The organism is Methylolobus aquaticus (genome assembly GCF_054172105.1).
Map to the genome: position 1 here is coordinate 1 of NZ_JBSYXP010000018.1, position 25,063 is coordinate 25,063.

Here is a 25,063-nt window from a genome sequence, read left to right on the forward strand (position 1 = left end):
TTCGCGACGGTCCGCCACCGCACCACGCGCGCCAAGAACTGCCTGTCGCGAGCGACGTTCCTCGGCCTCGCCTTCAAGCTGATGGAAGAGGCGGCGAAATCCTGGCGGCGTATTCGCGGGGCCGAACGCATCCCGGACCTCCTGCACGGCGTGGTGTTTGAAGATGGTATACCGGTGACCGACGACCCACCGGGACAGCAGGTGTTGGCCGCCTGACTCAGCCAACGAGCACGGCCCTAAACACCACTTTTGACAATAGCTCCCCGGCCGGCAGTCGCCACTCTGCCGCGTCGGTGTCGATCTCGGACCACTCCATGTGGCGCAGCTCGCCCGGACGGACGAACAGCAGCGGCGCCAGGCGCAGCGCGCAGCGGGTGACATGGGAACCTTGATAGTCGTCCAGGTCGCGCAGCAGTGCGCCTATCCCCTTCGGGTCGGTGATGCTGGCGTGATGCTTGGCTCGAACGGGGCGTAGGGCGCCGCGCAGATCGCCGGAGGGGTCGCGCTCGGCCCGTCCGGTGGCAACGGCATAGCGGAACACCTGACCGGCATTCTGCAGCGCCCGGTGCGCCGTATCGACGGCACCACGGGACTCGATCCGTCGCACCACGGCCAGCAGTTCGGGGGCGGCGATGGTGCTGATCGGCTTGGCGCCGATGTACGGGAACACGTCATGTTCAAACCTGGCCAGCAGGCGCAGCGCGTGATCGGCGGTCCAGTTGGCCTTGAACTTCTCCAGCCATTCGCGGGCGATCGCCTCGAACGTTTCGGCATCCTGTACCTGCGAGGCTTTGCGCGCCTTCCGGGCGGCCGCTGGATCAACATCTTTCGACAGCAGACGCCTCGCCTCATCGCGCCGTTCGCGGGCCTCCTTCAGACTCACGTCGCGGTAGTCGCCCAGCGCGAGCGTCTTCCGTTTGCCGTCGTGACGGTAATCGTACCGCCACAGCTTCGACGTACCGCGCACCAACAGGTAGAGCCCCCGCTCATCGTGCAATTTGTAGGGCTTATCGGCCGGTTTTGCGGTGCGGATCTTGATGTCGGTCAACGGCATGACGCGCCCTCCAGCCGGTGGGGCGCGGGTTCAATCCCCATTGGGAACCACATGGCGGAATCCCACGGGGAAGGGTGGGGGTCGAAGAGAATCCGACGGTTACGGCGTTTTGACGGCACAGACGGTACGCACCTTCAGCAGCAAGGAGAGTTCCGGCTCATGTACCGTCATTTTGACGGTATTGTCAAGGCATTTTATGCCACGACGTGACACGAAGGGATCGGGGATTTTTTAAGCTTTTCAGTGACTTCGCCATGTTGTGACATGGCGTGAAACGCTCTAATGGAGGCTGAGGTCGGAATCGAACCGGCGTACACGGCTTTGCAGGCCGCTGCATGACCACTCTGCCACTCAGCCTTAAGAGAAAACCCGGAAAGATGCGAGATATCGCAAAGCGGCCCTAGGGCCAGAACTGGAGCGGGAAACGAGACTCGAACTCGCGACCCCAACCTTGGCAAGGTTGTGCTCTACCAACTGAGCTATTCCCGCGTAGAGATCGCCATTATGGGTACTTTCCCGTGCCATGTCAACTATCCCCCCGAGCATGTATCGCTCGTGGCGCCCTCCGGGGTCGGACCGCGCAGCGCAGCGTGCTAGGTCGCCGCGACCCGTTGGCCGCATGTAGGACACTGAGGATGCCGGCGCAGTCGCAGCGTGTGCCACTCCATTGCCAAGGCGTCGAACACCAACAGGCGTCCGGTGGAAGGCGCGCCGAGACCGAGCAAGAGCTTGATCGCCTCAAGTGCCTGGAAGCTCCCGATTAGACCCGGCAACGGTGCGATGACGCCACTGCGCACGCAACTTTGGTCCAGGTCGTTCTGTGGTGTCTCCGGATACAGGCAGTGGTAGCAGGGCGCATCAGGCAATCGCGCATCGAAGACTGCGAGCTGGCCTTCGAAGCGGATCACGGCACCCGAGATCAAGGGCGTTCTGGCTGCGACACAGGCCGTATTGACGGCAAAGCGGGTAGCAAAGTTGTCCGAGCAGTCCAGCACCACATCCGCCTGGGCGGCCTCCACCGCGAGTTCGCCACCCCCGAGTCGACGCGGTATGCCGATGACCCGCGGATCGGGATTGAGCCGGTACAGCGTATTGGCCGCTGATTCCACCTTGGCTTGCCCGATCTGGTCGGTGTGATGGACGATCTGGCGCTGCAGATTCGAGAGATCGACCCGATCATCATCGGCCAGCACCAACGTACCGACGCCTGCCGCGGCGAGGTACATCGCCGCGGGTGAGCCGAGTCCACCGGCTCCGACGATCAGGACCCGGCTCGCGAGCAACTTTTGCTGACCCGGGATATCGACTTCCGACAGCATGATCTGGCGGCTATAGCGCAACAGTTGTTCGTCATGCATCGCCAACACCCTCACCACATGACAACGAGCGACCGCTCCGAGCGGCTGTCCCGGGAGTGGGGCTTTTCCCGCCAGAGCGACCAGAAGGCCCCTTATGTGATTGATGGAACTCGGTTCGATCGGGAATGTCTGTTGCTTTGAGTCTTTGCATGACCGCGTAGCTAGCAGCGAGCGCGGCGTTTGCAGGGTGTGGCGCTGTTGCCACACCCTTTTTTTTGTCCTGGTACCGGGGCAGGTCGAAAAACGGGCGGGCAACGGGTGGCCGGGGCAAACAGGGCAGGATGCTCATCATCGTGTGTCTGGGTATACAATCCGTGACTCGTTTCGCAGTTAGAAAATAACAAACAAGGGTTTCGGAGGGGAGCATGCAGGTGTTTTCAGTGCGGATCTTGTCGGCGGCGGCCTTGCTCGCCGGCGGTATGGTTTCTTCGCCCGGTTTCGCGTCGTCGGCAGATCTGGAGCAGGCCGTCAGCCTGTTGCGCGATACACGGGCCGATCGGTGTCAGCAGAGTTCGTTACGTTCCAAATTGCTGGTGGCGCACCGCTCGCATGATGAAAGAACCGTCAACGAGTTTTACCCGCAACTCGAAGCGCTCAACGCCAAAATGAAACCCGCGGAAGACAAGCTGAAAGCGTTGCAGGCCGTCATCCGGTTGAATTCCGAGGAAAACAGCGCCTTCGAGACGGCGCAAATCGAGTATGGCAGCTGCGAATAGCGGCAGGTCAACCGATCCCTGGGACGCGGCCCTTGCCTGACAGGCAGGGTCGCGGGCCGTTCGATCCGGTGGTCGCCCGAAATACCCGGAGGTCTTGTCGGTGCAACGGTGCGACCGGTTAGCAACTGCCGGCGCCGAGCGGGCAGGTGCCGACCGCCCGGCCGTGGTAGTTGCGGTTCAGGGCCGTTTCCGCCGATACAGGGCCGAGATGTCTTCGTCTCCGAAGCCTTCGGCCATCAATGCGGCGTAATCATTCAGCGTCGTAGCCGTCAACGGCAGGTCGATTTGCATGTCCACTGCCATCGACAGGCATATCGCAAGATCCTTGTGATGTAGCGCCAGTTTGAAACCGGGCGCGAACGTGCCACGGGTCATGGTCGGTCCCCGTTTTTCCAGAAACCAGTTTCCGGCGGCTCCGCCGGACACCACTTCGATTACGCGGTCCATGTCGAGGCCGAGTTTCTCGCCGAACGCCAGGGCCTCGGTCACGGCCTGGTTGATACCTGCGCACATCACTTGATTCACGGCCTTCGCGGCCTGGCCTGCGCCGGTGTCGCCCATGAATACGATACGTGTCGCCATCGCCGAGAGTGCCGGCTCAACTTTTGCCAGCGTTGCGGGGCTCCCGCCGATCATCATCGCGAGACGGCCGCTGCGCGCGCCTTCGACGCCGCCGGTCACGGGGGCGTCGAGGAACTCCGCACCGCCGTCGCCCAGCCGTTGCGCAGCCTCACGGGCGGTGTCTGGGCTCACGGTCGAGCAATCCACGACGACCAGGCCGGGTCTGGCTGCCGGGCGCAAGGCGTCGACGACACGGATGACGTCGGCGTCCGCCGACACACAAATGATGACGATGTCCACGGCTGCCGCGAGTTCGGCCGGGGATGGTACAGAGTCGATACCGAGCGAGGCGCTCAGCGCAGCGGCCCGCGCAGGGGTCCGGTTCCAAACTGCGGCGAGTAACCCGGCCGCGGCCAGATTCCGTGCCATCGGCTCGCCCATGGCCCCAAGTCCGATAAAGCCGACTTTCACGAGGGCTCTTCCAGGTAGGAATAGCCATTCAGGCCGGCGATGAGCTCGCTTTCATAGAGCTTGCGCTCGGCCTGCGTGAGCTGTGCCTCGTTCAGCTTCTTGCGGTAAGCCCGTTCCAGTTCCTCGGGATCGATATGCACGTACCGCAGCAGATCGTCGACACCGTCGCCGTGAACCGGTTGCACGAAGCGGTAGTGGCCGTCGGCACCCACCTCGACGTTCACGGAATGGGTGTCGCCGAAGAGGTTGTGCATGTCGCCCAGGATTTCCTGATAGGCACCGATCATGAAGATGCCGATCAGGTACGACTCCCCGGGCCGCATGCCATGGATGGGCATGGTCTTCTCGATACTCTGACAATCGATGTAGGCCCCAATTCGTCCGTCGGAATCACAGGTCAGATCCTGGATCACCGCACGGCGGACCGGTTCTTCGTCCAGGCGCTGCAGCGGCATAACCGGGAAGATCTGATCGATAGCCCAGCCGTCGGGCATCGATTGAAACACCGAGAAATTGCAGAAGACCTTGTCCGCGAGCCGCTCGTTCAATTCATCCAGTGCCTCGCGATGGGCCCGCAAACGCACGTCGAAACGGCGTCGCAAACGATGAAAGACCGCGAAACTCAGGCGTTCGACCCGGGCCAGATGCGGCAAGTCGCTCTTGCCCTGCAGGAACATGTTGCGCGCTTCCTGCAGTTCGAATTCGACATCGTGATAGATGCCCAAAGGTTGTTCCACGGCGCTGCGTTCCAGCAGGCTCTCGAGATCATGCGTCCACGTCACGGCCCCGTCCATGGGCGGCGGCACTTCGTCCGACACCGACTCGATGTCGATAATGTTCGTGATCAGCACGGCGTGATGCGCCGTCATCGCGCGGCCCGCTTCCGTGATCAGATGCGGCTCGGGCAGCCGGTGCTCGGCGCAGATCTCCGAGACGGCCCGGACGATGCTCTGCGCGTATTCCTGGATCGTGTAGTTGATGGAGCAGGAGCTGTTGGAATGCGTCCCGTCGTAGTCGACGCCCAGCCCGCCGCCGACGTCCATATAGCGGATCGGCGCACCCAGCCGGCACAGCTCCGAGAAGAAGCGGGTCGCTTCCCGCAATGCCGGCTTGATCTCGTTGATGTTCGCGACCTGCGAGCCCATGTGGAAATGCATCAGCTGCAGCCATGACAGGCCGCCGGCCGCCGCGAGCCGTTCGGTCAGCTTCAGGATGTCGCCGGGATTGAGCCCGAATTTCGACTTTTCTCCACCGCTGTTCTGCCATTTGCCGGCATTGACATTGTGCAGCCGGACGCGCAGTCCGAGCTGCGGCTCGATCCCGAGGGCTTTCGACTCACTGATGATCAGGTCGAGTTCCGAGAGCTTTTCCACGACGATGAACAGGTTCAGTCCGAGCCGTCGGCCGATCAGCGCGAGGCGGACATAGGCCCGATCCTTGTATCCATTGCAGATGACGGTATCGGAACCCGCCAGAGCCAGAATGGCGAGCAGCTCGGATTTGCTGCCGGCTTCGAGTCCGACCTTGGCCTCGCCGCTGCGGTACAGCGCATCGATGACGCTGTGCTCCTGGTTGACCTTGATGGGATACACGGGCGTATAGGTGCCGGTGTAGTCGTGGTCGCGCCGGGCGCTTTCGAACGCGTCGTGCAGCAGAGCGACACGATCCTTCAGGATATCGGTGAAACGGACCAGCAAGGGCAGTGAAAGGCCTTCCTGGCGGGCGGTCTGGGCGATATCGGTCAGGCTCAGCTTCCGGTGTTCATCGGCCCGTCGCGGGCGCACGATGACCTCGCCGCACTCGTCGATGTCGAAGTAACCGTCGCTCCAATGTTCGATCGCGTAGGTTTCGCGGGCGCGCCTGATGTTCCAGTCGGAAGATGTCATGCAGTATTCCTTGAAAGGCCGATGATTATGTGGAAAATCGCCGGTCTTGCCAAATTCAGGGTTTAGCGATGCGCGACGAAGAAAACTGGTTTACCGAAACCTATCCCCAGCACGGCAGCGCGCTGTCATTGCGCATCAAGCGCAAGCTCCACGAGGAGATGACGGCGTTTCAGAAAATCGAGATCTTCGACACCGAATGCTTTGGGAAGTTGATGGTCATTGATGGGTGCACGATGGTCAGCACCCGCGAAAATTTTCTCTACCACGAAATGATGACGCATCCGGTGCTGTTCACGCATCCACAACCCGAAACGGTCTGGATCATTGGCGGCGGCGATTGCGGAAGCCTGCGTGAAGTCCTGAGACATCCCGGTGTCAAAAAGGCCACGCAGATCGAGATCGACGAGCGGGTCACCCGCTTGGCGGAAATCCACTTTCCCGAGTTGTGCACGGCCAACACGGATCCCCGCGCCGAGTTGCTGTTCATCGATGGCATCCGATGGGTCAAGGAGGCCGCGCCGGCCAGTGTGGACGTCATCATCGTCGACAGCACCGATCCGGTCGGTCCGGCGGAGGGGTTGTTCAACGAAGCGTTCTATCGTGATTGCCTTAAATGTCTGCGTCCGGGCGGAATTCTCGCTCAGCAAAGCGAGTCTCCGCTGTTGCACCTCGATCTGATCCGTTCGATGTATCGTGTCATGGGCGCCGCCGGCTTCACGCATCGCCAGACCCTGTTCTTCCCGCAATTCATCTACCCCTCCGGGTGGTGGAGCGGCACGATGGCCAGTGCCACCCCCTTTGAGCCCTTCCGGGAGCAGGCGGCGCTCGCCAAGCCATTCGCAACCGAGTACTACAGCGCCGCGATGCACCGTGCCGCACTCACCACGCCGCCGTTCTTCGAGCGCGCTGTCAGCGGCCTCTGAGTACCCGGTTGACTGCGGTGCGGTTTGCGCCGTGCCGCAGTCCTGGCAGGACCAGCGACGCCGTGTCCTGTGCGCCCTCTCGCATACCCATCATTCGAGTTAGTCCGGTCATCGGCTGCCGCCGCGATGACGATTCGCTTCTTTGCTTGTCAGAGACTTAGCGATCCGCTACGATTTGATGTCATGAAAGAAACAATCGCAAATCACGCTTACGATTACCTGGAACGTATCGGAAATCTCGTCCGGATGGGCGCCCGCCGGGTTCCTCCGGTTAACGGCATCCAACCCGTTCAGCTCGAAGCGCTCCATTACCTCAGCAGTTGCAACCGCTACTCGAATACGCCGCTGGCCGTCGCGGAGTATCTTGGTCTAACGAAGGGCACCGTGTCGCAGACCTTGAGCGTGCTTGAAGCTAACGGGCTGATCGAGAAAATCCCGGATGGCAAGGATCGGCGCGTCGTCAGGCTGGTACTGACTCCCACCGGGGAGGCCCTGTTGGCCGAGGCGATCCCGCCGCGCGTCCTGGCTTTGGCGATGGCCGAACTGACGGATCAGGCCTCGCAGGAGATCGTGGCGGCCTTACAGGGCCTGTTGCAAGCGATGCAGAAGGCGAATCAGTTGAAATCCTTTGGTGTCTGCGGCACTTGCCGCCACCATCGGCTGGAGGCAGACGGGAGCCGATGGTGTGGGCTCACACTCGAGGCCTTGCAGCCCTCCGACGCCGAGAAGATCTGCCGTGAACACACTGCGCCGGACGAGGCGCTAGACGCCCTGCCTTAGTCCCTGAACCGACGGGCAGCCAGGGACTCTGCCCGGATGTCAGAGTGCGTGGTCGCCCGTTTCCCCGGTCCGGATGCGGATGACCTGCTCAAGCGACGTGATGAATATCTTGCCGTCGCCGATCTTACCGGTGTTCGCCGCCTTTACGATCGCTTCGACGACGCGCTGGCACTGGTCGTCGGAGACCGCCACTTCGAGTTTGACCTTCGGCAGAAAATCGACGACATATTCAGCGCCGCGATAAAGCTCGGTATGCCCTTTCTGCCGGCCGAAACCCTTCACTTCGGTAACGGTAAGACCGCTGACACCGATGTCGGATAGGGCTTCCCGAACGTCATCGAGCTTGAAGGGCTTGATCACGGCGCTAACAAGTTTCATGGCAAACTCCGTCTGTAATGAGTATTGGCGAGTTGTCTACCCGGACATTTTAACCCGGTTTTGAATGATATCCTCGACCACCGAAGGATCGGAGAGCGTCGAGGTATCTCCCAGTTCGTCGAACTGGCTGCCGGCCACCTTGCGCAGGATTCGGCGCATGATCTTGCCGGATCGCGTTTTCGGTAGCGCTGGCGCGAACTGGATGTAATCCGGGCTCGCGATGGCGCCGATCTCCTTGCGGACGAGGTCGATCAGTTCTCGCCTTAGCTTCTCGCTCGGCGCGACATCGGCCACGGGCGTAACGAAGGCGTAGATCCCCTGGCCTTTGACATTGTGGGGGTAGCCGACGACGGCGGCTTCCGCGACGTCATCGTGCAGTACCAGGGCGCTTTCAATCTCCGCTGTCCCCATCCGGTGGCCCGAGACGTTCAGCACGTCATCGATACGTCCGGTGATCCAGTAGTCGCCGTCGCTGTCGCGTCGGGCTCCATCGCCGGTGAAGTAGTAGCCGGGATAGGCCGAGAAGTAGGTCTCGATGAACCGCTTGTGGTCGCGAAAAACCGTGCGCGCCTGGCCGGGCCACGAAGCAGCGATCACCAGCGAGCCTTCGCCGGGACCCTCGACCACGGTGCCGCGCGGGTCGAGCAGCGCCGGTACGATGCCGAAGAAGGGTCGGGTCGCCGACCCGGGTTTCAAGGCATTGGCGCCGGGTAGGGGTGTGATCAGGATGCCGCCGGTTTCAGTCTGCCACCACGTGTCGACGATCGGACAGCGGGCGTCGCCGACGACATGGTAATACCACTCCCACGCCTCGGGATTGATCGGCTCACCCACCGATCCAAGCAGGCGCAGGCTGTCACGGCGGGTCGCAGTAACCCATTCGTCACCCAGTCCCATCAGGGAACGGACGACAGTCGGCGCCGTGTAGAAAATGGTGACCCGGTGTTTGTCGATGATCCGCCAGAGCCGGGACGGATCCGGGTAGGTGGGAACCCCTTCGAACATCAGCGTGGTCGCGCCATTGGCCAGCGGCCCGTAGACGAGATAGGAGTGCCCCGTGACCCAGCCGACGTCGGCCGTGCACCAATAGACATCGCCATCGCGATGGTCGAACACATAGCGGTGCGTCATCGCGGCAAACAACAGATACCCGCCGGTCGTGTGTAACACGCCTTTCGGTTTGCCCGTCGACCCTGAGGTATAGAGGATGAACAGGGGATCCTCGGCGTCCATTTCCGTGGGCTCGCAGTCCTCGGACTCCGCGGCCACAGCCTCGTCGTAGGCCACGTCCCGGGACGGCAACCAGTTGACCGCAGCGCCGGTGTTGCGGACCACGAACACGGATCGGACGCTTGGGCAAGCCTCCAGCGCGCGGTCGACATTCTGCTTCAAGCCGATGACCTTGCCGCCGCGGCGACCCTCGTCGGCACAGATCACGAACGCACATTCGGCATCCTGAATCCTGTCCTTCAGCGCTTCGGCCGAGAAGCCGGCGAAGACGATGGAGTGGATAGCGCCGATGCGCGCGCAGGCCAGCATCGCGATGGCCGCTTCCGGAATCATCGGCAGATAGATACAGATCCGTTCGCCCTTGGTGGCACCGTGGCGCTTCAACGCGTTGGCCAACCGGCAGACTGCCTGATGCAACTCCCGGTAGCTCAGGCGCCGAACGGTTTCGCCATCGTCGCTTTCCCACAGAATGGCGGTCTGCTCGGCGCGGAACGGCAGATGACGGTCGACGCAGTTTTCGCAGGCATTGAGACGCCCGCCCGCGAACCAACGGACGGTCCCGCTGCGGAAATCGCAGTCCGATACCGTCTCCCAGCGTCGCGTCCAGTCGAGAAAAAGGGTTGCCTGCTCGCCCCAGAAGGCGTCGGGGTCGCGTACGGACTGTTCGTATTGCGTGCGATAGCGCGCGTCGTCGATCAGCGCGTTCTCGGCCCACGAGGACGGAACATCGTATACCTTTGGAATCGTCATTGCCCTGAGGTCCGGAAGCGGATCGCATCTGCCGAAATGGCCCTGAATCGTATTCGATAATCCGCGCCGAAGCCAGCCGTGCGCCGAGCGGCAAACCCCCGGCGGCGGCGTCATGCCAGGCTTTCGTCCGGATGTGAGTCGGTCGTCCGGCCGACGGGCGCTCAGGCTCCGAGCAGCGTGTCTTTGGCCCGGTTGATCTTGGACGCCAGATAGTCGGAACCGCCGCGATCGGGGTGAACGCGCTGCATCAGCCTCCGGTGGGCCTGGATGATTGCCTCGCGCGTGGCTCCGGTCGCCAGCCCCAGTATTTCGTAGGCCTCATCCCGGGTCATGCGTGCCGAATGAGTGCCCGCTCCTGATTCGGAACCGTTCGCCTTCGCCTGCCACCCGGGACCGTGGAGGCGCTCCAGATAAGCTTCGATCAGGGCGACGGAATCGGGATCCACGCCACTGCATTCGTGCCGCAGACGGGCGAGTTCCGCGAGCGACAGCGATCCGAGGTCGCGCCCGGCGAATTCGCCCCGCAGCACGCGCCCGCTGATTTCGCCGGTGGTCTGACGGAGTTCCATGCGGAGGTAGCGGGTTTCGGTCGTCGTGATGTCGCCATGCCCCCCGGGCGGCACGGTCGCCGTGGCACGCTGGCGCCAGAGCCGGTGGAACACCGGCAGCAGCTGCACCAGGAGCGGCGCGAGGCGGAACATGGCCGCCACCAATGCACCCGCCAGGGCAACGACGACGGCGAGGCGCCCGGTGGCCGCAAGGTAGATCAGAATCCCCACGGCCAACCAGATCGCGAGACGCTTGCCCGCCTGGCGCGCCGCGGTCGCTCCCGTCGCTGCCAGGCCTCGAAGTGAGAGGACGAGGATCAGGACGAGCGTCAGAAGGACAATCAGTTGAATCACCGGCTTTGCAACTGCCGAGTCAATTGCAGCACGCTGTCGCCGCGCTGGCGCCCGTAGTCTTCCAGGGCCTGCAGTCCTCCGCTGACATAGGCCGCGACTGCTCCGAGGAGGTCCCGCAGGCGATCTGCACTGTGGGCGTCAAAGTGCGCATACGCGCCACCGGTAATGCCTGCAATCTGCCGGAAGGCGCGCTCCGCCGTTGGGTCGCGGCCTTCCTGAAACAGAAAACCGCGTACGCCGAGTAGCGCGAGCAGCCCGGCCTGATGGCAGAGTTCTTCCACCGGTTCCTCGACGCTATCGCCGACGAAAAGAAAGGCCCTGACAGGCCGAGTCTTGCGTTCCCGCGCAACGTGGGCGAGCAGTCGGGCAATCTGGGTGTAGCCGCCAACACAGCCGACGCCCGCCATAACACGGCGCAGTTCGGCGGTATCCGCTGTCCAGGCGCTGGCATCGAAATCATCCAGACCACGGTAATAGCACAACTGAATCTCGATGCCACCGAGTCCCGAAGCGACGTCGAACATCTCACCCTGAATCTTTTGTGCCGACCGCCAGGTTGGCTCTCGGCTCGCCGTCGCATCGAGTGCAAAGATCAGGTGTTGTCGTTCCGGGGCCGATTTGACCACCGGAACGCCCGACAGGCGGTCAAGAAACGATGTCACATCGCCGGCCCGCCGCCTCGAGGGTATTTTGCTGGTCATCGGTGGATTCTCCGGGCCATATGCTGAGCCCGTCAACTTGGTAAGCGTGCTCGTGAATGTAGGGCCAGTCGTCCAGGCAATCAAGCTTGCCTGGGCAAGTCCCGGATACAAGCCACCCGTTCCAGGCGTGAAGCGACGGCTTACGACGAGTCGTGGACTCGGAAATTTCTACACCTCACGGCGTATCGGCTGAACCAATGGCGGCGAGCGGGGACAAAGCAAGTGGGGCGTCGGAGGAGTGCGCTTGTGTCTCCGGCGAATGTCGACAGCGGGTATAGCCGGCCATACTGCAGAGGTGGTGTGCGAACGGGCGCGTGGTGGTTAATGCGGAAGGCACTCACGGCGCGCCGAAAACTCCGGCATCAGCCCCAGCGTTTACGAACCCAGCAAGAAGTTTGCAAGGCTTGCACAACGTGATAACGTGCGCCTACCCTCGCGGGTCGGGGTTTTGCATCCCATCTGGATAAAACAGGTATAAGTCAGAGGAGGTCAACGATAATGGCAGACGACACAACGAAGGCGGTAGCTGAAGAGGCCGCGAAGGCAGCTGGGGAAGAGGTCGCAAAGGCGGGAGATGCAGCCAAGAATCTTCTGGGCAGCTTCCAGTCGAACCCGAAAATCTTGTATGTTGTCGTTGGTGCAGCAGCCGTGATTGGTTTGGTGCTTGCGCTCAGCGGTGGCGGGAGCGAAGGCCAGGTCGCCAAGGCCTCCGTAGCCATTGGCCAGGCCGTGGTGCTGAAGAACCCCAACGGCGGAGACACTCAAATCAATGCCCTGCCGCAACTCACGAGCGTCGCGATGACGGAAGAAGACGACAAGCAGATCGTCTGTCATGTGTCGCCGGGCACCGCGGGTGTCGTCGAGGCTGAGCAAGGCGTCGGCATGCTGAAATTTGTGAAGGTCAAAGTCACGGAAGGTCCCTGCCAAGGCAACGGCGGTTGGGTCGCCGACATCAATATTCAACCCAAGTAGCTCGCTGCTGCAGCACGCGCGAACCGTTGCGGCGCCATTCGCGTTCGCAGGCAAGTTCGCCGCCATAGAAACTCGCTTAGTCAGCTTCGAAACTCCCGCCGGGATCTCCGGCGGGAGTACGGTGGGTGTCCCCTTCCACCCAGCCTTCAACTTCCCTCCAAGCCCGGCGTCACAATTCCCTGAACACCGTGATCGGGCTTTTGCGCAGAAAGCGGCGCGCATTCCAGTAACCGGCAGTGCCGATGGCGACAGCGGCGATCAGTGGTGTGCCGAGCCAGAACAGCGGCTGCACGTGCGGATTTAGATTGAAAACCCGCTCGAACACGATCCAGGCAACCAGATCGGCACTCAGGGCTGCCAGCAGGCCGGCTATCAGGCCGAGCGCACCGAACTCCAGCCACAGACTACGGCGCAGCACGCTTTGGCGTGCGCCCAGCGCCCGGCAGACCGCGTCCAGATAGAGGCGGGCATCCAAGGATGCACGGACGGCGGCGAACAACACGACGAACCCGGCCGTCAGCGCAAACAGCAGCAGATATTCCACCGCACCGCCGACCTGCCGGATGATCATCTGGAACTGCTGCAGCAGCCTGTCCACTTCGAGCAGACTGATATTCGGGAATGCCTTGGTCAACTGCAGCAGGAAACCCTTGTTGTCAGAGGGCACGTAAAAACTGGTCAGGTAGGTGTGGGGATGGCGCTCCAGGCTGCCCGGCGACAGGATCATGAAGAAGTTCGGCATCATCGTATCCCAGCGAACGCGCCGAAAACTTGTCACCGTGGCGTCCATTTCGCTCCCGGCAATATTGAAGCTCAAGCGGTCTCCCAGGCGCAGCTTCAGGTTTCCTGCCAGCCGTTCCTCGACCGACACCTGCGGCGTTCGGTCTTCGCTCCACCAATGCCCGTCGGTAATCAGGTTCTCGTCGGGTACGGTCGCCGACCAGGTAAGGCTGAGGTCGCGGTTAAGCGCCGCGTCGGCCGTGCCGTCGCTGGTCCCGCGCTTGCGCACGTCGACACCATTGACGGCGGTCAGCCGGCCGCGAACGATGGGGTAGAACGCACTAGCCCGAATGCCGGCCGATTTCAGCGCCTCAGCCATACCGGGAACATCGGTCTCGAACACGTTCAGTGCAAAATGATTCGGCGCATCCTGCGGCAGTTGCCGTTGCCACTCGGCGAGCAGTTCGGTGCGAACCAGTACCGTCAGCAACATGGCGATCAGCGTCACTCCGAAGACCAGCACCTGAGAGATCGCCAGGGCCGGGTTGTGGGAGAGATTGCGCGCCGCAAACCGCCAGGCGATGCCGAGCCGGTTGCCCGGCAGGTCGACGCAGCTGAGCAAGGCCCAGGCAATACCCGCGAGCAGGGCGATTACGAGTAGCGCGCCGCCCAGGATCAGGGCGGTCAGTTCGAGGTCTTGGGTGCGTTGCCACAACAGGAGTCCGAGCGCGCCCAGGGCGAGTCCGTAGACGGTCCAGACACTGCTCGGCGCGGGCTCGAGGTCGCGCCGCAGTATGCGCAGCGGCGCGCAGCGGCCGAGGCGGAGCAGCGGTGGCAGGGCGAAGCCCATCAGTACCAGCATTCCGGTTGCGATGCCCGCCCCGATCACCGCACCGCTGGCGGGGACCAGCGCCTGCGGCAGCATATCCTTCAGCAGGTAGACCGCGCCCTCCTGGAACAGCCAGGCCAGGCCGCATCCCAACAGGCTGGCCATGCTACCGATCGCCAGGAACTGCAGGGCATAAAGCGTGGTGACCTCCGTGGCCGAAAGCCCGAAACACTTGAGCATGGCCGTGAGGTCATAGTGCCGCTCGGTATAACGGCGCACGCTCATCGCAATCGCACAGCCGGCGATCAGAATCACCGCCAGTGTGGTCAGGCCCAGATAGCGCTGGGCCCGCTTGAGCGCATTCCCGACTTCCGGGCGATCCTCATGCACATCCAGGATGCGCTGGCCCGGGTGCAACTGAGGTTCCAGCCAGCGTTTGAAGCTCAGTATCGCTTCCTCCGGGCCACTGTACAGGGCGTAGTGGTGGACATGGCTGCCAGGCTGGATGACCCGCGTGGCCGCCAGGTCGTCAAGATGCATCAGCACGCGCGGCGCCAGGCTGTACAAGTCGCCCCGCGGGTCGGGCTCGCGCGTCAGAATGCGGTCGATGGTCAGGCGCTTGTCGCCGACCTCGATCTCGGCGCCGATGCCGAGGCCAAGTGTGGTCAAGACGCGTTGGTCGACCCAAACCTGTCCGGGTCGCGGGACGTCCGCCGTGTCGATCTCCTCCGCAGGCCCCCGGGTCGTCGTGCGCAGGCGTCCGCGCAGCGGATAGCCGGGGCTGGCGGCCTTGATTCCTGCCAGCAGAATCTGGTCGTTGGCCATTAGTACGCTGGGGAATTCCACCGTCTCGGCCTTTGCCAGACCCTTGACCGATGCCTCGGCGGCCCATGCATCAGGCGCCGGATCGTGCCCCGTGACGACCAGATCGGCCGCGATGAACTCGGCAGCCTGCAGGGTCATGGTGCGATTCAGACGGTCGCTGAGCAGATTGACGGTGGTGCTGCTCGCGACGGCGATCACGATGGCGGCGACGAGGATGGTCAACTCGCCGGACCGCAGTTCGCGTCCGGCCAGGCGCAGCGCAGCCAGCCAGCGCGTCATCATCGAGCGACTCCGATGGCGTCCGACACGATCTGCCCGCCATCGAGCCGGATGATCCGGTCGCAGCGGCCGGCCAGTGCCTCATCGTGCGTTACCAGGATCAGCGTCGTGCGATGCTCGCTGTTCAGCTGGAAGAGCAGATCGATGATGCTCTGGCCAGTACGACGGTCGAGATTCCCGGTGGGTTCGTCGGCAAACAGGATCTTGGGATTCGTCACGAAAGCGCGTGCCAGCGCCACGCGCTGCTGTTCTCCTCCGGAGAGTTGCCGCGGGTAGTGCCGTAGACGGTGTTCGAGGCCGACGCGGCCCAGCATTGCCTGCGCTTCCTCGCGCGCCGATCGCCGCCCCGCGAGTTCCAGGGGCAGCATGGTATTTTCGATCGCGGTGAGGCTCGGAATCAGCTGAAAGGACTGAAAGACGAAACCGATCAACCGTCGGCGGACGTCGGCCCGACCGTCCTCGGACAACTCCGTCAATGATGCGCCGTCGAGAACAATGCGGCCGGAAGACGGCAGGTCGAGACCGGCCAACAAGCCGAGCAGCGTCGACTTGCCCGAGCCCGAGGCGCCGACGATGGCGACGCTTTCGCCTGATTTGATTGCAAGATCGACTGCTGTCAAGATAGTCAGGACGCCCTCGGCGGTGTCCACCCACTTGTTCAGGCCGAAGACTTCGATCAGGTTCGGTTCACCCGGAAGCTGGCCGGCACCCACTCCTATTTCCATGTTCAATAAACTCGCTTTCATTCTCGCCTGTCTGTTTTCCGGGGCGTTGTCAGCGCAGACCGTGCTCGTGTTGGGCGACAGCCTTAGCGCCGGGTATGGACTGTCCAGCGTAGACCAGGGCTGGGTCTTTTTGTTGCAGCAGCGGCTGGAAGTCAACGGCGACCGTGTCGTCAACGCCAGTATCTCCGGCGACACGACGAGCGGCGGGCGGGCTCGACTGCCGGGCCTGCTGGCCGAGCACAAGCCCGGCCTGGTGCTCGTCGAACTGGGGGCCAATGACGGACTACGAGGGCTGTCCCCAGCCCAGATGAAGACTAACTTGAACGAAATCATCGGGCAATCGCGCGCTGCCGGTGCCGCTGTCGTGCTGATCGGCATGCGGTTGCCACCGAATTACGGGCGGCGTTACGCCGAGGCCTTCGAAGGCGTGTTTCCCGTGCTGGCAAAGGAGAGCGGAGTGCCGCTGGTGCCGTTCATGCTGGACGGCGTTGGCGGGCAGACGCAGTACATGCAGGCCGATGGCCTGCACCCGAATGAGTCGGCGCAGCCCGTGATTTTCGACAACGTCTGGCGCGCGGTACAGCCGCTCGTGGGCGGGCGGGGGAAGTCATGAATACAGCGGACCACAAGCTATGGCCTCGTCCCGACAGCGGCCCTTTGTTATCAAGCTGGAGTGTGTGACGGATGACCCCCGATGAACTGGTCTGTCGTGTCAGGGCCGGAATGCCCGTCGCGTTCAATGAGGTCATGGCCGTGATCAACGATCATTACGTCTATCGGCCCTGCCGCTTCACGAACGGGCTAAAGGACGACCCGATCGTCAACGAGTCCGGCACGAATGAGGGATCGTGCAAGATCTTCTATCTGGGTCGGTTGCTCGGTCTGGACCAGCAGGAGACCCTGGCACTGTTCGGAGACTACTATCGCCAGGATGTCCTGAACGCGCCCTACGGAACGAATCACGCAAATATCCGTCGCTTCATGCGCGATGGTTGGGCCGGTGTCTTGCATGAGGGCATCGCGCTGGAACCGAAAGCAGCGGCCGAGTAAGCCGCCCGCTGACCTTGGCTGCCCAGCGGCAGACTTCACCGCTCACCTCGAAGAACGAAGGAGACCGAGCATGACCGATCAACCTGCAGTGCCTCAGACCAGTCCCTATGCCGTCGATGTCGAGCCCGGCACCTACTGGTGGTGTGCGTGCGGGCGTTCGGCGCGGCAGCCCTTTTGCGACGGCTCACACAAGGGCACGAGCTTCGCGCCCGTGCGGCACGACGTTGCGGAGCCCAAGAAGGTCTGGTTTTGCGGCTGTAAGGCGACCCTCAACGCGCCGTTGTGCGACGGATCGCACAGCCGCCTTTAGCGATGATTCGGCCGTTGTGGGAAGGTAGATGTACGATGCCGGCAGTAGGTGTTTTACGGGGCCGGCATCGCCACGGATAGAGAAGATTCCGGGCCATCCGCGCGTGGGATGGCCCGGCCGCAGCATCAGGCTGGCGCTGCGGAAACGTCGGCGGGCGGGGGGGACATCTCCGCCTGTTGGCCGCGCGCATCGAAGTCTTTGCGCGCAGCCGCAGCGCCATCATGCACGCCTTCTCCCATCGCATTGTTCGACGGGATGAGGCTGCCGACGAACAGTGTGCCGTAGACGACACCGTAGGTCACGTAATAGAAACCCGAGTAAATCGTCTTCCGAGCCACCTTGCCGGCTGCCTGCGTGGCATTCGACGCAGCCGTGCGAGCATCCGCAGCGCCTTCGCTGATCACGCGGACGAGGCCCTTAGGCGCTTCCACGGCTTCTTCTACGACAATTTCTTCAGTCTTGGTACGTTTGGTTACCATCAATCGATCTCCAACTTGAGCGTTCAACAACCGCCCAGCGCCTGAATGCACCGGGTCGGACGAAGGGCCCTAAGTATTCAGGGACTTTGTGCAATCGATGTTACACACAAAGGGACCAGGGATGTCACCTCGTTATGTGCATTTAGCTACCCTGTGCGACAATATGCCGCACCTTAGACTTAAGGCTTAAAACTCAGCGGTTTGACGGCAGCAGGCCGCGGCCGATCAGGACGGAAGGAACTGCTTGGGCCAGTCGCGGTAATTGAACACCTGACCGGTGTCGCGAATCCGGCCGATCGACTCCAGGTCGATGTCCGCATAAACCCATTCGGACCGGTTGCGATTGCCGATCACGAGAATACCGCTGTCGGGATAGCCGTAGTCGACCGGCGTGTAGACCGCCGCCGCGCCGATGTTGGCGTCCACCGCTTCGGACCAGGGCGCGGCCCCGACCGTGGGCGACTGGACCACATAGCACTGGTTTTCCAGCGCCCGCGCCTGGCAGCCGATGCGCACGCGGAAATAGCCAGCAACCGTGTCGGTGCAACTCGGCACCAGAATCAGGTTGGCGCCCATTTCCACCTGGCGGCGCGCGATGATCGGGAACTCGCTGTCGTAGCACACGTTGATGCCGACACGCCCGAAGTCGGTGTCGAACACGCGAATCTCCTCACCGGCGCCGATGAACCACTGTTCGTTCTCGAACCGGGTCATCATCAGTTTGTCCTGGTGATCGCACCCGCCCTGCGGTTTGAATAAATGACACCGGTTGCGGTACGAACCGTCGGACTGCTGGACCGGGAATGTGCCGGCCACGATCCAGACCTGATGCTTGCGCGCCAGTTCGGAAAACAGGGTCGAGAAATCCGTCAGCAGGCCCTGCAACGCTTCCAGTTGCCGCGACAGGGAACTGTAGACTTCCTCCGGAAACAGGGAGGCCAGCTCCATGCTGAAGTATTCGGGGAACACCAGCAGCTTGGCGCGCTCGGCCACCGCGGCTGCAACCCACTGCTCGACTTTCGCGCGGTAGGTGTCCCAGTTCCGCAGGAAGCCGATGTCATACTGCGCAGCCGCGATGCGTATGGACGTGTTTGCCGCCATCAGTCAGTCCCGCCGATTGCCTTCAGCCAGAAGACCATCGGCTTGTCGGTCTCTTCGGGCTCGCCGACATCCTTCCACGCATAACGCGTCTGCAGTTCAGGATGCCGCACGTAACCGAATTTGGTCCAGATCGGGTCGAGCGGCGCGTAATCCGCCGGACGCAGTGGGTGGTCCGCCGGACGCACGACACAGCAGAAGGAGCAGTAATCGAATCGTCCGAGCTTTCGGGCCTGGCCTTCGCGGCCGATGAAGAACTGCTTGTAGATGCCGCGGCCCCGATAGGCTCTTTGCAACACCGACTCGCCACAGTAGAAAATCCGCGCCGGATCGTAGCCATGCTGGACGAAGGGCTGCTTGAATTCCTCGGTCTCGTGTTCCATCGGCAGACCGGTCGACGCGCCGATCACGCGTCCGTCGTCGATAGCCAGCACGAGGATGCTGTCCGGAGACTCGACGTAGGTCTGCAGATAGCGCTCCTCGTATTCCAGGGTGCCGTCGTACAGGTACGGGAATTCGCGGAATACCTCGATGCGCAGGCGCGCCATGTCGCCCAGATAGGGCTCGATGTCGCGGCCCGACAGGTGCTTGATCTCGATGCCGCCGCTCATGATCAGCTGCGCTCGACCTGAGCGATCCAGTCCTGGAGGTTGTAGTAGTTCGTGATCCGCGCGACCTTCCCGTCGCGGATATCGAAGAATGCGCCGGCCGGCAGACGGTAGGTCTGGCCGTTCGCCGGCGGCAGGCCTTCGTCGGTGCTCAGGTATTCACCCAGCACTATGAATTCCGCCGCGGCCCGCGTGCCGTCCTCGGACGCCATGATGACCATGTCGACCAGTTGTTCCTTGTAGTGCGCGTTCATCTTGCCCATGAAGGTGCGGAACGCGTCCTTGCCGATCTCGCGGCCGCCCTGGTTGACGTCGTGGATCACGTCGTCGGTCAGCAGGCTCAGGAACGTGTCCATGTCGCCGGCGTTGAAGGCGTCATAGTAGGACTGGATCAGGGACAAGGCCTTTTTGTTGCTCATCAGTGTCATGCTCCGTACGGAAGAAGTGGCTGGCGCTGAAGGCCGCGGGGCAGGGCGCGCGGGCAGCGCGAGAAACCGGCGCCGGCGCGCGTGAAACACGCCGATTTAGCCGCGGAAGGATACTGGAACGGCCCGAAACTGTCGACCCGACCAGCCGCGCCCAGCGGAGGGTGGTGAAGATGATGTGAACGGTCGAGCGAATCGGGACGATGCACGGCGCTCCCAGTGCATCTCGGGTTCACTGACGGGCCTGTGGCGTGGTAACTGTTCACGCTCCCGTCGCGGGGCCGGTCCGGGAGGCCGAGACACGCCGTGAATCCGTCCCTGGAGGCTCGGCTGCGGGTTCCCTCCCGCAGACGGTCTCGCCATCCCGGCCCACCCCACTACCCAACGAGGCAGCAGAATAGTTACTGTGGCGTGTCCTCTAACCGATCGGCTTGAGACGATAGCCGCGGTCGCCCATGCACTTCCGATAGCGGCTGTCGACGACATCCCGGCAGATCGCTGCACCTACGCCGCACAGCAGGGTGCGCGCCAACGGATTGATATGGCTTTCCCTGTCGCACTCCATGACGTCGCGTGTCTCCGATGACAGATCCCGCGCCGCAGGTCCGGCCGTGATCTGATAGGCGGTTTGGGCACAGGCCGCCAGGCCGAGACCGATAGAGGCGCAAAGCACGAGTAGTTTGGCGTTCATGTCAGTCGTGCTCCGTCACGGCATAGCCCAGGGTATTCATGCACTCCTGGTATCCCGCCTTGCGCAGGCTGTACAGAATGGCGCTGCCCACCCCGAACAGCCACGGGCCGTGAACCTGGTTTTTGCGCGAGCATTGCGCCACGTCCAGCGCCTGTTGATCCGCAGTGGTGCCGGCCGGTGCCTCGGTGATATCGAACCTCGGCGTCCCGCACCCGGTCAGCGTGATGAGGAGCAGCAAGACAAGCGCTCGATACATGTCCATTCCTGATGAGAGCCGAGGCGCGTGGTTTCGTGAACAGATCTCGCGAGCGCACCGGATGACAGCCTTTGGCGTCCGCCTCGGGTGATGTCTTAGCGGGCCGCCTGACCCAATCGACGGGGTGCCATTCTACATCCCGGACGGGACCCGCGTGGTGCACCGCTCTGCCTGCCTTGGTCGCGCGCGCCTGCATCGATCGCGAGGAATAGGGCGGGGCCTCTCACTGCTTCACTGGATCACGATGCCGGGTTCCGAGGATCACCGGAAGCGCATGGCTCTAACCCGATCGGTTCGGACCGGTTCCGGGTCAGAACTCCTGTATGGTCGGGCGCAACACGATTTCGTTGATATCGACATCAGCCGGTTGGTCGATGGCATAGGCAATGGCCCGCGCGACCGAATCGGCGGGAATCTCGTTCGCGTCATAGAAGCTTCCGACGAACTGGGCGGTCTCGGGATCGGTCGTGCCGTGCTGCAACTCGGACGCCACGGCACCCGGTGAGATCAGCGTCACGCGCAGGTTCGGCCCGGCTTCGGCACGCAGTCCTTCGGAGATCGCGCGGACCGCGAACTTGGTGGCGCTATACACGGTGCCGACCGGGGCGAACACCTTCAGTCCCGCGACCGACGCGACATTGATGATGTGTCCCGAACCCTTGGCGCGCATATGGGGCAGGGCGGCCGCGATCCCGTACAGCACACCCTTGATGTTGATGTCGATCATGCGATCCCACTGGTCGACCTGCATTTTGTCAAGCGGAGCGAGGGCCATCAACCCGGCGTTGTTGATCCAGACATGGACCTGGCCGAAGCGGTCGACAGCCTCGGCGAGTACCCGCTCGGAGTCCTCGCGTTGGGAAACGTCCATGCGCACGGGGAGCGCGCGGCCGCCCGATGCTTCGATCTCTGCGGCCAGACGTTCCAGACGGTCGGTTCTGCGCGCGGCCAGCACGACAGCGGCGCCGAGCGCCGCCAGATGGCGTGCCGTTGCCTCTCCGAGTCCGCTGCTAGCGCCGGTGATGACCACGGTCTTGTCCGCAAAGGGAAGGTTCATTTGGATTCTCCGTTTAATTCGGAAGGGATCTGGGGCGACGATGCGCTGCATCCAGGAACATGCCGCGTTGGCCAGCACGGTCGGTGTTCGGCCGGGTGAACCGTCGCGACTACTGGCGCTGTGTTCACCGCGTCCGGTGTGGCGTCATTGTCTCCGAACAGCAGGCAGTGCAGAAGCGCTGTTCGTCTGGGAAGGACGCGATGCGGCAGGAATGCCAGCGCTACCGCCTCATTCCTCGAGCCTTCTCTCGGTCACGGGGCGTGGAATATCCACGTTGTGTCGCCTTTTTCCGATCGAACCGGAGACAAGGGCTCTCATTATCCTCGCTCAATATCGGGAAGCCTGAAATAGGCCCTGAGTACGCCAGATATCCCGCCCGTAGGGAGACTCGCCACCAATCTGGAGCCTATCTCTTTGTCTGTGACCACTGGGATGACCAGTGATGCCTCCGTAGCGGTACGGATTGAAAGATCCGTTGATTCCGAGGACTTTATGCTCAACCCGTGAATCGGATCGCGGGTCGGCATGCTGGTGACCGTCTCGATGCCATACGATTTTCCATCGACTACCTGATTTGCAAAAGGAAAAATGCCGTGGACGAAGTCAAGAGACTGAAATATCTCAAGATCGCCCTGATTATGATAGGTTTAATGTTCACTGTTGGCCTCCCGGCAATGATGATGTTTGTGTGGCCCTCCGGTTGGGGCTGGACACCATCCCAACCGGAATACGAACACATGATTCTCGGGGTTTATGCCACCCTGGGCGTATTCCTGATCCTGGCAGCAAAGGATCCGTTAGCGAATTCAAGCCTGATCTGGTTTACGATTTGGTCGAGTGTCGTCCATGGCGGCATCATGCTGATTCACGCAATCCTGGACGAGACCGATCGGATAAATCTGCTAGGAGACGTGCCCGCTCTGCTGCTGTTTGCCTTGGTTCTATGGCGCTTAGTGCGCGAACCGGAGAGGACATATGGATGAGAGCCGCTTCCCATTTGGCAGAATTGGGAAATGAAATCCGTATTTCGTCGAAGAGATCGGAACAGGGTACGCGTCGCCGGATTGGTCCGTTAGTAATGGATTTATAGGGCCCAGACGTAAATCATCGCGGGAATGTCAGAGCTGACCCAACATTCCCGCGAACTTCATTCCAGGCGCTGGATTATTTCCTTGACTTGGGCGGATAGGCCGTCGCGGTCAAAATGGTCCAATAGCTCGTGCCCACGAAGCCGTACGACCAGGTCTCCTTGACGGCGATGTTGGCGATCTTGTCGGTCCCGGCTTCAGTCAGCAACTCCTCGTAAGCCCGATACTGGCGGTCGTTCGTGCCCAGCGGAAGTGCGCTGAATAGCATGAACCCACCCGCCTGTGCCGTGATCTTCCGGCCTCGGTTTGTGTCGACTTGCGACAGATCGGGTGCGTCAGCAAACTTTACGGGCCGACCGGCACAGGCGCTCAGCAGCAACCCGGCCGCCAGCGCGGCAGAAATCTTGACGGTGATGTTCATCCCTTTACCTCCCGCACGCCATCACCTTTGATGGTGGTGCATCGGGTCGTTGCGAGGAACCACCAAAACCAGTCTTCCGATAACTCCACGTTCGTCAATGCCGTTGCGCCGGGCACACTGTTCAGCGCTTGCTGATAGGCGTTGCCTACTCTCTCGTTCAACCCGACCGGGAAGAATTGCATGAATGCAAAACCCATCGTGCCGCATGCGCGACCGCTGCCGTGGCCCAAAACCTGAAACTTTGCCGGAGGTACTGGAACCACGGTGACGGGTGCCGAGGCACAGCCCGCCAAGAGTAGCAAGGTGCTACCTGCGAGCGGCAGCATCCGTCGTGTTGTCGCGATTTCTCGTCTTTTCCCCATCGATGATCCTTATGAATGAATTAACCTTCCAGATTACTGCTCGTCAGGCACATGATTGACTTGGAACCCCCCTTGAAACTTCGCTGCGACCCATCGGGTGACTGCGGCCACCTACGGTGACAGACTCATTTCACACCGCGGCCTGGGACTTATACGTCGAGCAAGCTCGAAAACCGCCTGCAGAATGGCATGATTCATGTCAGTCAGGCTTGGGATATCGATGATCGAATGAAGGCCAAAGGGGTTTCTGACGCGCATCTTGGCGGCAGCGATTTCCGGAACCCGCCCCCGCATGGGGCGGGCGTTACGTACGCACAGCGCACACTACAGCAAAGGCGTCTCGTGCGCTGTGCGCACGAAATCGCTGCCACAGACCCGCATAAAGGCGTTTGCCAGAAGAAAGACGTAAGCTGAAAGTAAAACACGCGCCTCGTCGCGTCAACGCTATCGCGGTTGCGCAGGGAAGCAGGGTAATTTCCCCACGCGCAATGGTCTTGATGATACGATTTGATTGACCCGTCAGGGTCGAGGAAACGGTTGGGCGGGCGCACCGTGCGGGCCGGTCTGGTATGGCGCGACAGGACATCGGGATGCTTGGAGGCTCCGCGCCAGAATTATCGGAAGTATTCGATCCAGGCCCTTTTCTCTTCCGAGCTTAGCTCGTTCCGCGCGTGATCTGGAACCTGACTGAATTAGGCCCCGCTCGGTCGGGACTCTTTACTGCTGGGAGCAGGCGGTGCTCGGGTCGACTGTGATCTCAGCCAAGGTGCCAGAGAACTCAGCCCAGTTAACGGCATGGTTCTGAAAGCCGAAGCCGGCATGGAATACCAGACAGCCTTCGCCCTTGTATTGAGCTTCCAGTCGAACGGCGTCGCTTCCGAAATAGAATGGGATCCACCGCTTGCCCGACTCATATGTGTGTTAGCTGTCCGGCTTACGTCTCAACACCGCGTTGACTTCGCTGGCAGACATTCCAATTCGCAGGCCTTGAAACCTGCCGGTTGAATTGGCGCTATTCCTCGCAACTGAGGCAGGTTGTGTCTTCGATGCACAAGCCGTCAGGACTGCGATGGCACTAAACGACAAGAGTTTTCGAGTCACGTAGATAACTGCCATGGGTTGTATCTGCCTGTCCCCAACATGTTTCCGGTTTCCCCG

Annotated in this window: 27 protein-coding genes, 2 tRNA genes and 1 pseudogene; 9 read left to right on the forward strand and 21 right to left on the reverse strand. The window is 61.9% G+C overall.

The features are described from left to right. Positions 1–216: pseudogene (locus ACW73L_RS18910) on the forward strand (IS256 family transposase); the annotation flags it as partial. Position 217: 1 nt separating this feature from the next. Here ACW73L_RS18910 and ACW73L_RS18915 read toward each other — a convergent pair. The 4 genes from ACW73L_RS18915 to ACW73L_RS18930 all read right to left on the reverse strand — a co-directional run bounded on the left by ACW73L_RS18915 (position 218) and on the right by ACW73L_RS18930 (position 2,412). Beyond that, complete coding sequence (locus ACW73L_RS18915; RefSeq protein ID WP_498924134.1) at positions 218–1,054, reverse strand: tyrosine-type recombinase/integrase; 837 nt, start codon at positions 1,052–1,054, stop codon at positions 218–220. A gap of 283 nt (positions 1,055–1,337) precedes the next feature. Further along, positions 1,338–1,411: transfer RNA gene (locus ACW73L_RS18920), tRNA-Cys, on the reverse strand. A gap of 56 nt (positions 1,412–1,467) precedes the next feature. Then, positions 1,468–1,543: transfer RNA gene (locus ACW73L_RS18925), tRNA-Gly, on the reverse strand. A gap of 104 nt (positions 1,544–1,647) precedes the next feature. After that, positions 1,648–2,412 carry a HesA/MoeB/ThiF family protein gene (locus tag ACW73L_RS18930; RefSeq protein WP_498924135.1) on the reverse strand — a complete coding sequence of 255 codons (765 nt, stop codon included), beginning with the start codon at positions 2,410–2,412 and terminating at the stop codon, positions 1,648–1,650. 365 nt (positions 2,413–2,777) lie between these two features. On the opposite strand from ACW73L_RS18930, the gene ACW73L_RS18935 reads away from it, so the two are divergent. Continuing rightward, positions 2,778–3,128: a hypothetical protein gene (locus tag ACW73L_RS18935; protein WP_498924136.1), complete on the forward strand. Its 351-nt coding sequence runs from the start codon at positions 2,778–2,780 to the stop codon at positions 3,126–3,128. 177 nt (positions 3,129–3,305) lie between these two features. Here ACW73L_RS18935 and ACW73L_RS18940 read toward each other — a convergent pair whose 3' ends face one another. Beyond that, positions 3,306–4,160, reverse strand: coding sequence for an NAD(P)-dependent oxidoreductase (locus ACW73L_RS18940; protein WP_498924137.1), 855 nt, complete (start codon positions 4,158–4,160; stop codon positions 3,306–3,308). Beyond that, positions 4,157–6,046 (reverse strand): biosynthetic arginine decarboxylase, encoded by a 1,890-nt coding sequence (gene speA, locus ACW73L_RS18945; protein ID WP_498924138.1) that lies wholly within the window; start codon positions 6,044–6,046, stop codon positions 4,157–4,159. The genes ACW73L_RS18940 and speA overlap by 4 nt, the downstream gene beginning before the upstream one ends. A 68-nt stretch (positions 6,047–6,114) precedes the next feature. Between speA and speE the strand changes: the two genes are divergently transcribed. Next, a complete protein-coding gene (gene speE, locus ACW73L_RS18950) occupies positions 6,115–6,969 on the forward strand; it encodes a polyamine aminopropyltransferase (RefSeq protein ID WP_498924139.1) in 855 nt (284 codons plus the stop codon). Between the two features lie 183 nt (positions 6,970–7,152). Further along, a complete protein-coding gene (locus ACW73L_RS18955; protein ID WP_498924140.1) occupies positions 7,153–7,749 on the forward strand; it encodes a MarR family winged helix-turn-helix transcriptional regulator in 597 nt (198 codons plus the stop codon). A gap of 39 nt (positions 7,750–7,788) precedes the next feature. Here ACW73L_RS18955 and glnK read toward each other — a convergent pair whose 3' ends face one another. The 4 genes from glnK to ACW73L_RS18975 all read right to left on the reverse strand — a co-directional run bounded on the left by glnK (position 7,789) and on the right by ACW73L_RS18975 (position 11,710). Further along, positions 7,789–8,127, reverse strand: a complete 339-nt coding sequence (gene glnK / locus ACW73L_RS18960) for a P-II family nitrogen regulator (RefSeq protein WP_139558038.1) — start codon at positions 8,125–8,127, stop codon at positions 7,789–7,791. A gap of 36 nt (positions 8,128–8,163) precedes the next feature. Beyond that, a complete protein-coding gene (gene acs / locus ACW73L_RS18965) occupies positions 8,164–10,107 on the reverse strand; it encodes an acetate--CoA ligase (protein ID WP_498924141.1) in 1,944 nt (647 codons plus the stop codon). A gap of 161 nt (positions 10,108–10,268) precedes the next feature. Beyond that, complete coding sequence (locus ACW73L_RS18970; protein ID WP_498924142.1) at positions 10,269–11,009, reverse strand: DnaJ domain-containing protein; 741 nt, start codon at positions 11,007–11,009, stop codon at positions 10,269–10,271. Further along, on the reverse strand, positions 11,006–11,710 hold the full coding sequence (locus ACW73L_RS18975) for a hypothetical protein (RefSeq protein ID WP_498924143.1): 705 nt from the start codon (positions 11,708–11,710) through the stop codon (positions 11,006–11,008). The genes ACW73L_RS18970 and ACW73L_RS18975 overlap by 4 nt, the downstream gene beginning before the upstream one ends. A 498-nt stretch (positions 11,711–12,208) precedes the next feature. Here ACW73L_RS18975 and ACW73L_RS18980 point away from each other — a divergent pair, with 498 nt between their 5' ends. After that, entirely contained in the window at positions 12,209–12,682 is a 474-nt protein-coding gene (locus tag ACW73L_RS18980; protein ID WP_236102200.1) for a hypothetical protein, read from the forward strand. 169 nt (positions 12,683–12,851) lie between these two features. On the opposite strand, the gene ACW73L_RS18985 is transcribed toward ACW73L_RS18980, so the two are convergent. Both ACW73L_RS18985 and ACW73L_RS18990 read right to left on the reverse strand, forming a co-directional pair. Beyond that, positions 12,852–15,335 carry an ABC transporter permease gene (locus ACW73L_RS18985; RefSeq protein WP_498924144.1) on the reverse strand — a complete coding sequence of 828 codons (2,484 nt, stop codon included), beginning with the start codon at positions 15,333–15,335 and terminating at the stop codon, positions 12,852–12,854. Continuing rightward, positions 15,335–16,060: an ABC transporter ATP-binding protein gene (locus ACW73L_RS18990; RefSeq protein WP_498924145.1), complete on the reverse strand. Its 726-nt coding sequence runs from the start codon at positions 16,058–16,060 to the stop codon at positions 15,335–15,337. Before ACW73L_RS18990 ends, ACW73L_RS18985 begins: the two co-directional genes overlap by 1 nt. On the opposite strand from ACW73L_RS18990, the gene ACW73L_RS18995 reads away from it, so the two are divergent. The 3 genes from ACW73L_RS18995 to ACW73L_RS19005 all read left to right on the forward strand — a co-directional run bounded on the left by ACW73L_RS18995 (position 16,059) and on the right by ACW73L_RS19005 (position 17,420). Further along, positions 16,059–16,673 carry an arylesterase gene (locus tag ACW73L_RS18995; RefSeq protein WP_498924146.1) on the forward strand — a complete coding sequence of 205 codons (615 nt, stop codon included), beginning with the start codon at positions 16,059–16,061 and terminating at the stop codon, positions 16,671–16,673. The genes ACW73L_RS18990 and ACW73L_RS18995 overlap by 2 nt on opposite strands. Before the next feature lie 71 nt (positions 16,674–16,744). Next, positions 16,745–17,110 (forward strand): HopJ type III effector protein, encoded by a 366-nt coding sequence (locus ACW73L_RS19000; RefSeq protein WP_498924147.1) that lies wholly within the window; start codon positions 16,745–16,747, stop codon positions 17,108–17,110. Between the two features lie 70 nt (positions 17,111–17,180). Continuing rightward, positions 17,181–17,420 (forward strand): CDGSH iron-sulfur domain-containing protein, encoded by a 240-nt coding sequence (locus ACW73L_RS19005; RefSeq protein WP_498924148.1) that lies wholly within the window; start codon positions 17,181–17,183, stop codon positions 17,418–17,420. A gap of 125 nt (positions 17,421–17,545) precedes the next feature. Here ACW73L_RS19005 and ACW73L_RS19010 read toward each other — a convergent pair whose 3' ends face one another. The 7 genes from ACW73L_RS19010 to ACW73L_RS19040 all read right to left on the reverse strand — a co-directional run bounded on the left by ACW73L_RS19010 (position 17,546) and on the right by ACW73L_RS19040 (position 22,034). Beyond that, a complete protein-coding gene (locus tag ACW73L_RS19010) occupies positions 17,546–17,899 on the reverse strand; it encodes a hypothetical protein (RefSeq protein WP_498924149.1) in 354 nt (117 codons plus the stop codon). A gap of 225 nt (positions 17,900–18,124) precedes the next feature. Then, positions 18,125–19,000: a carbon-nitrogen hydrolase family protein gene (locus ACW73L_RS19015; RefSeq protein ID WP_498924150.1), complete on the reverse strand. Its 876-nt coding sequence runs from the start codon at positions 18,998–19,000 to the stop codon at positions 18,125–18,127. Continuing rightward, positions 19,000–19,608, reverse strand: a complete 609-nt coding sequence (locus ACW73L_RS19020) for a GNAT family N-acetyltransferase (RefSeq protein ID WP_498924151.1) — start codon at positions 19,606–19,608, stop codon at positions 19,000–19,002. The genes ACW73L_RS19015 and ACW73L_RS19020 overlap by 1 nt, the downstream gene beginning before the upstream one ends. Positions 19,609–19,610: 2 nt before the next feature. Next, on the reverse strand, positions 19,611–20,024 hold the full coding sequence (locus ACW73L_RS19025; RefSeq protein ID WP_498924152.1) for a ketosteroid isomerase-related protein: 414 nt from the start codon (positions 20,022–20,024) through the stop codon (positions 19,611–19,613). A gap of 424 nt (positions 20,025–20,448) precedes the next feature. Beyond that, the gene (locus ACW73L_RS19030; RefSeq protein WP_498924153.1) at positions 20,449–20,721 is read right to left on the reverse strand and encodes a hypothetical protein; all 273 of its coding nucleotides are present in this window, start codon (positions 20,719–20,721) and stop codon (positions 20,449–20,451) included. A 1-nt stretch (position 20,722) separates the two neighbouring features. After that, positions 20,723–20,977 carry a hypothetical protein gene (locus ACW73L_RS19035; protein ID WP_498924154.1) on the reverse strand — a complete coding sequence of 85 codons (255 nt, stop codon included), beginning with the start codon at positions 20,975–20,977 and terminating at the stop codon, positions 20,723–20,725. A 310-nt stretch (positions 20,978–21,287) separates the two neighbouring features. After that, positions 21,288–22,034, reverse strand: coding sequence for an SDR family oxidoreductase (locus ACW73L_RS19040; RefSeq protein WP_498924155.1), 747 nt, complete (start codon positions 22,032–22,034; stop codon positions 21,288–21,290). A gap of 593 nt (positions 22,035–22,627) precedes the next feature. Between ACW73L_RS19040 and ACW73L_RS19045 the strand changes: the two genes are divergently transcribed. Continuing rightward, entirely contained in the window at positions 22,628–23,017 is a 390-nt protein-coding gene (locus tag ACW73L_RS19045; RefSeq protein WP_498924156.1) for a DUF6632 domain-containing protein, read from the forward strand. Positions 23,018–23,198: 181 nt separating this feature from the next. Here ACW73L_RS19045 and ACW73L_RS19050 read toward each other — a convergent pair whose 3' ends face one another. Both ACW73L_RS19050 and ACW73L_RS19055 read right to left on the reverse strand, forming a co-directional pair. Continuing rightward, complete coding sequence (locus ACW73L_RS19050) at positions 23,199–23,543, reverse strand: hypothetical protein (RefSeq protein WP_498924157.1); 345 nt, start codon at positions 23,541–23,543, stop codon at positions 23,199–23,201. Further along, on the reverse strand, positions 23,540–23,905 hold the full coding sequence (locus ACW73L_RS19055; RefSeq protein WP_498924158.1) for a hypothetical protein: 366 nt from the start codon (positions 23,903–23,905) through the stop codon (positions 23,540–23,542). Before ACW73L_RS19055 ends, ACW73L_RS19050 begins: the two co-directional genes overlap by 4 nt. Between the last annotated feature and the right edge of the window lie 1,158 nt (positions 23,906–25,063).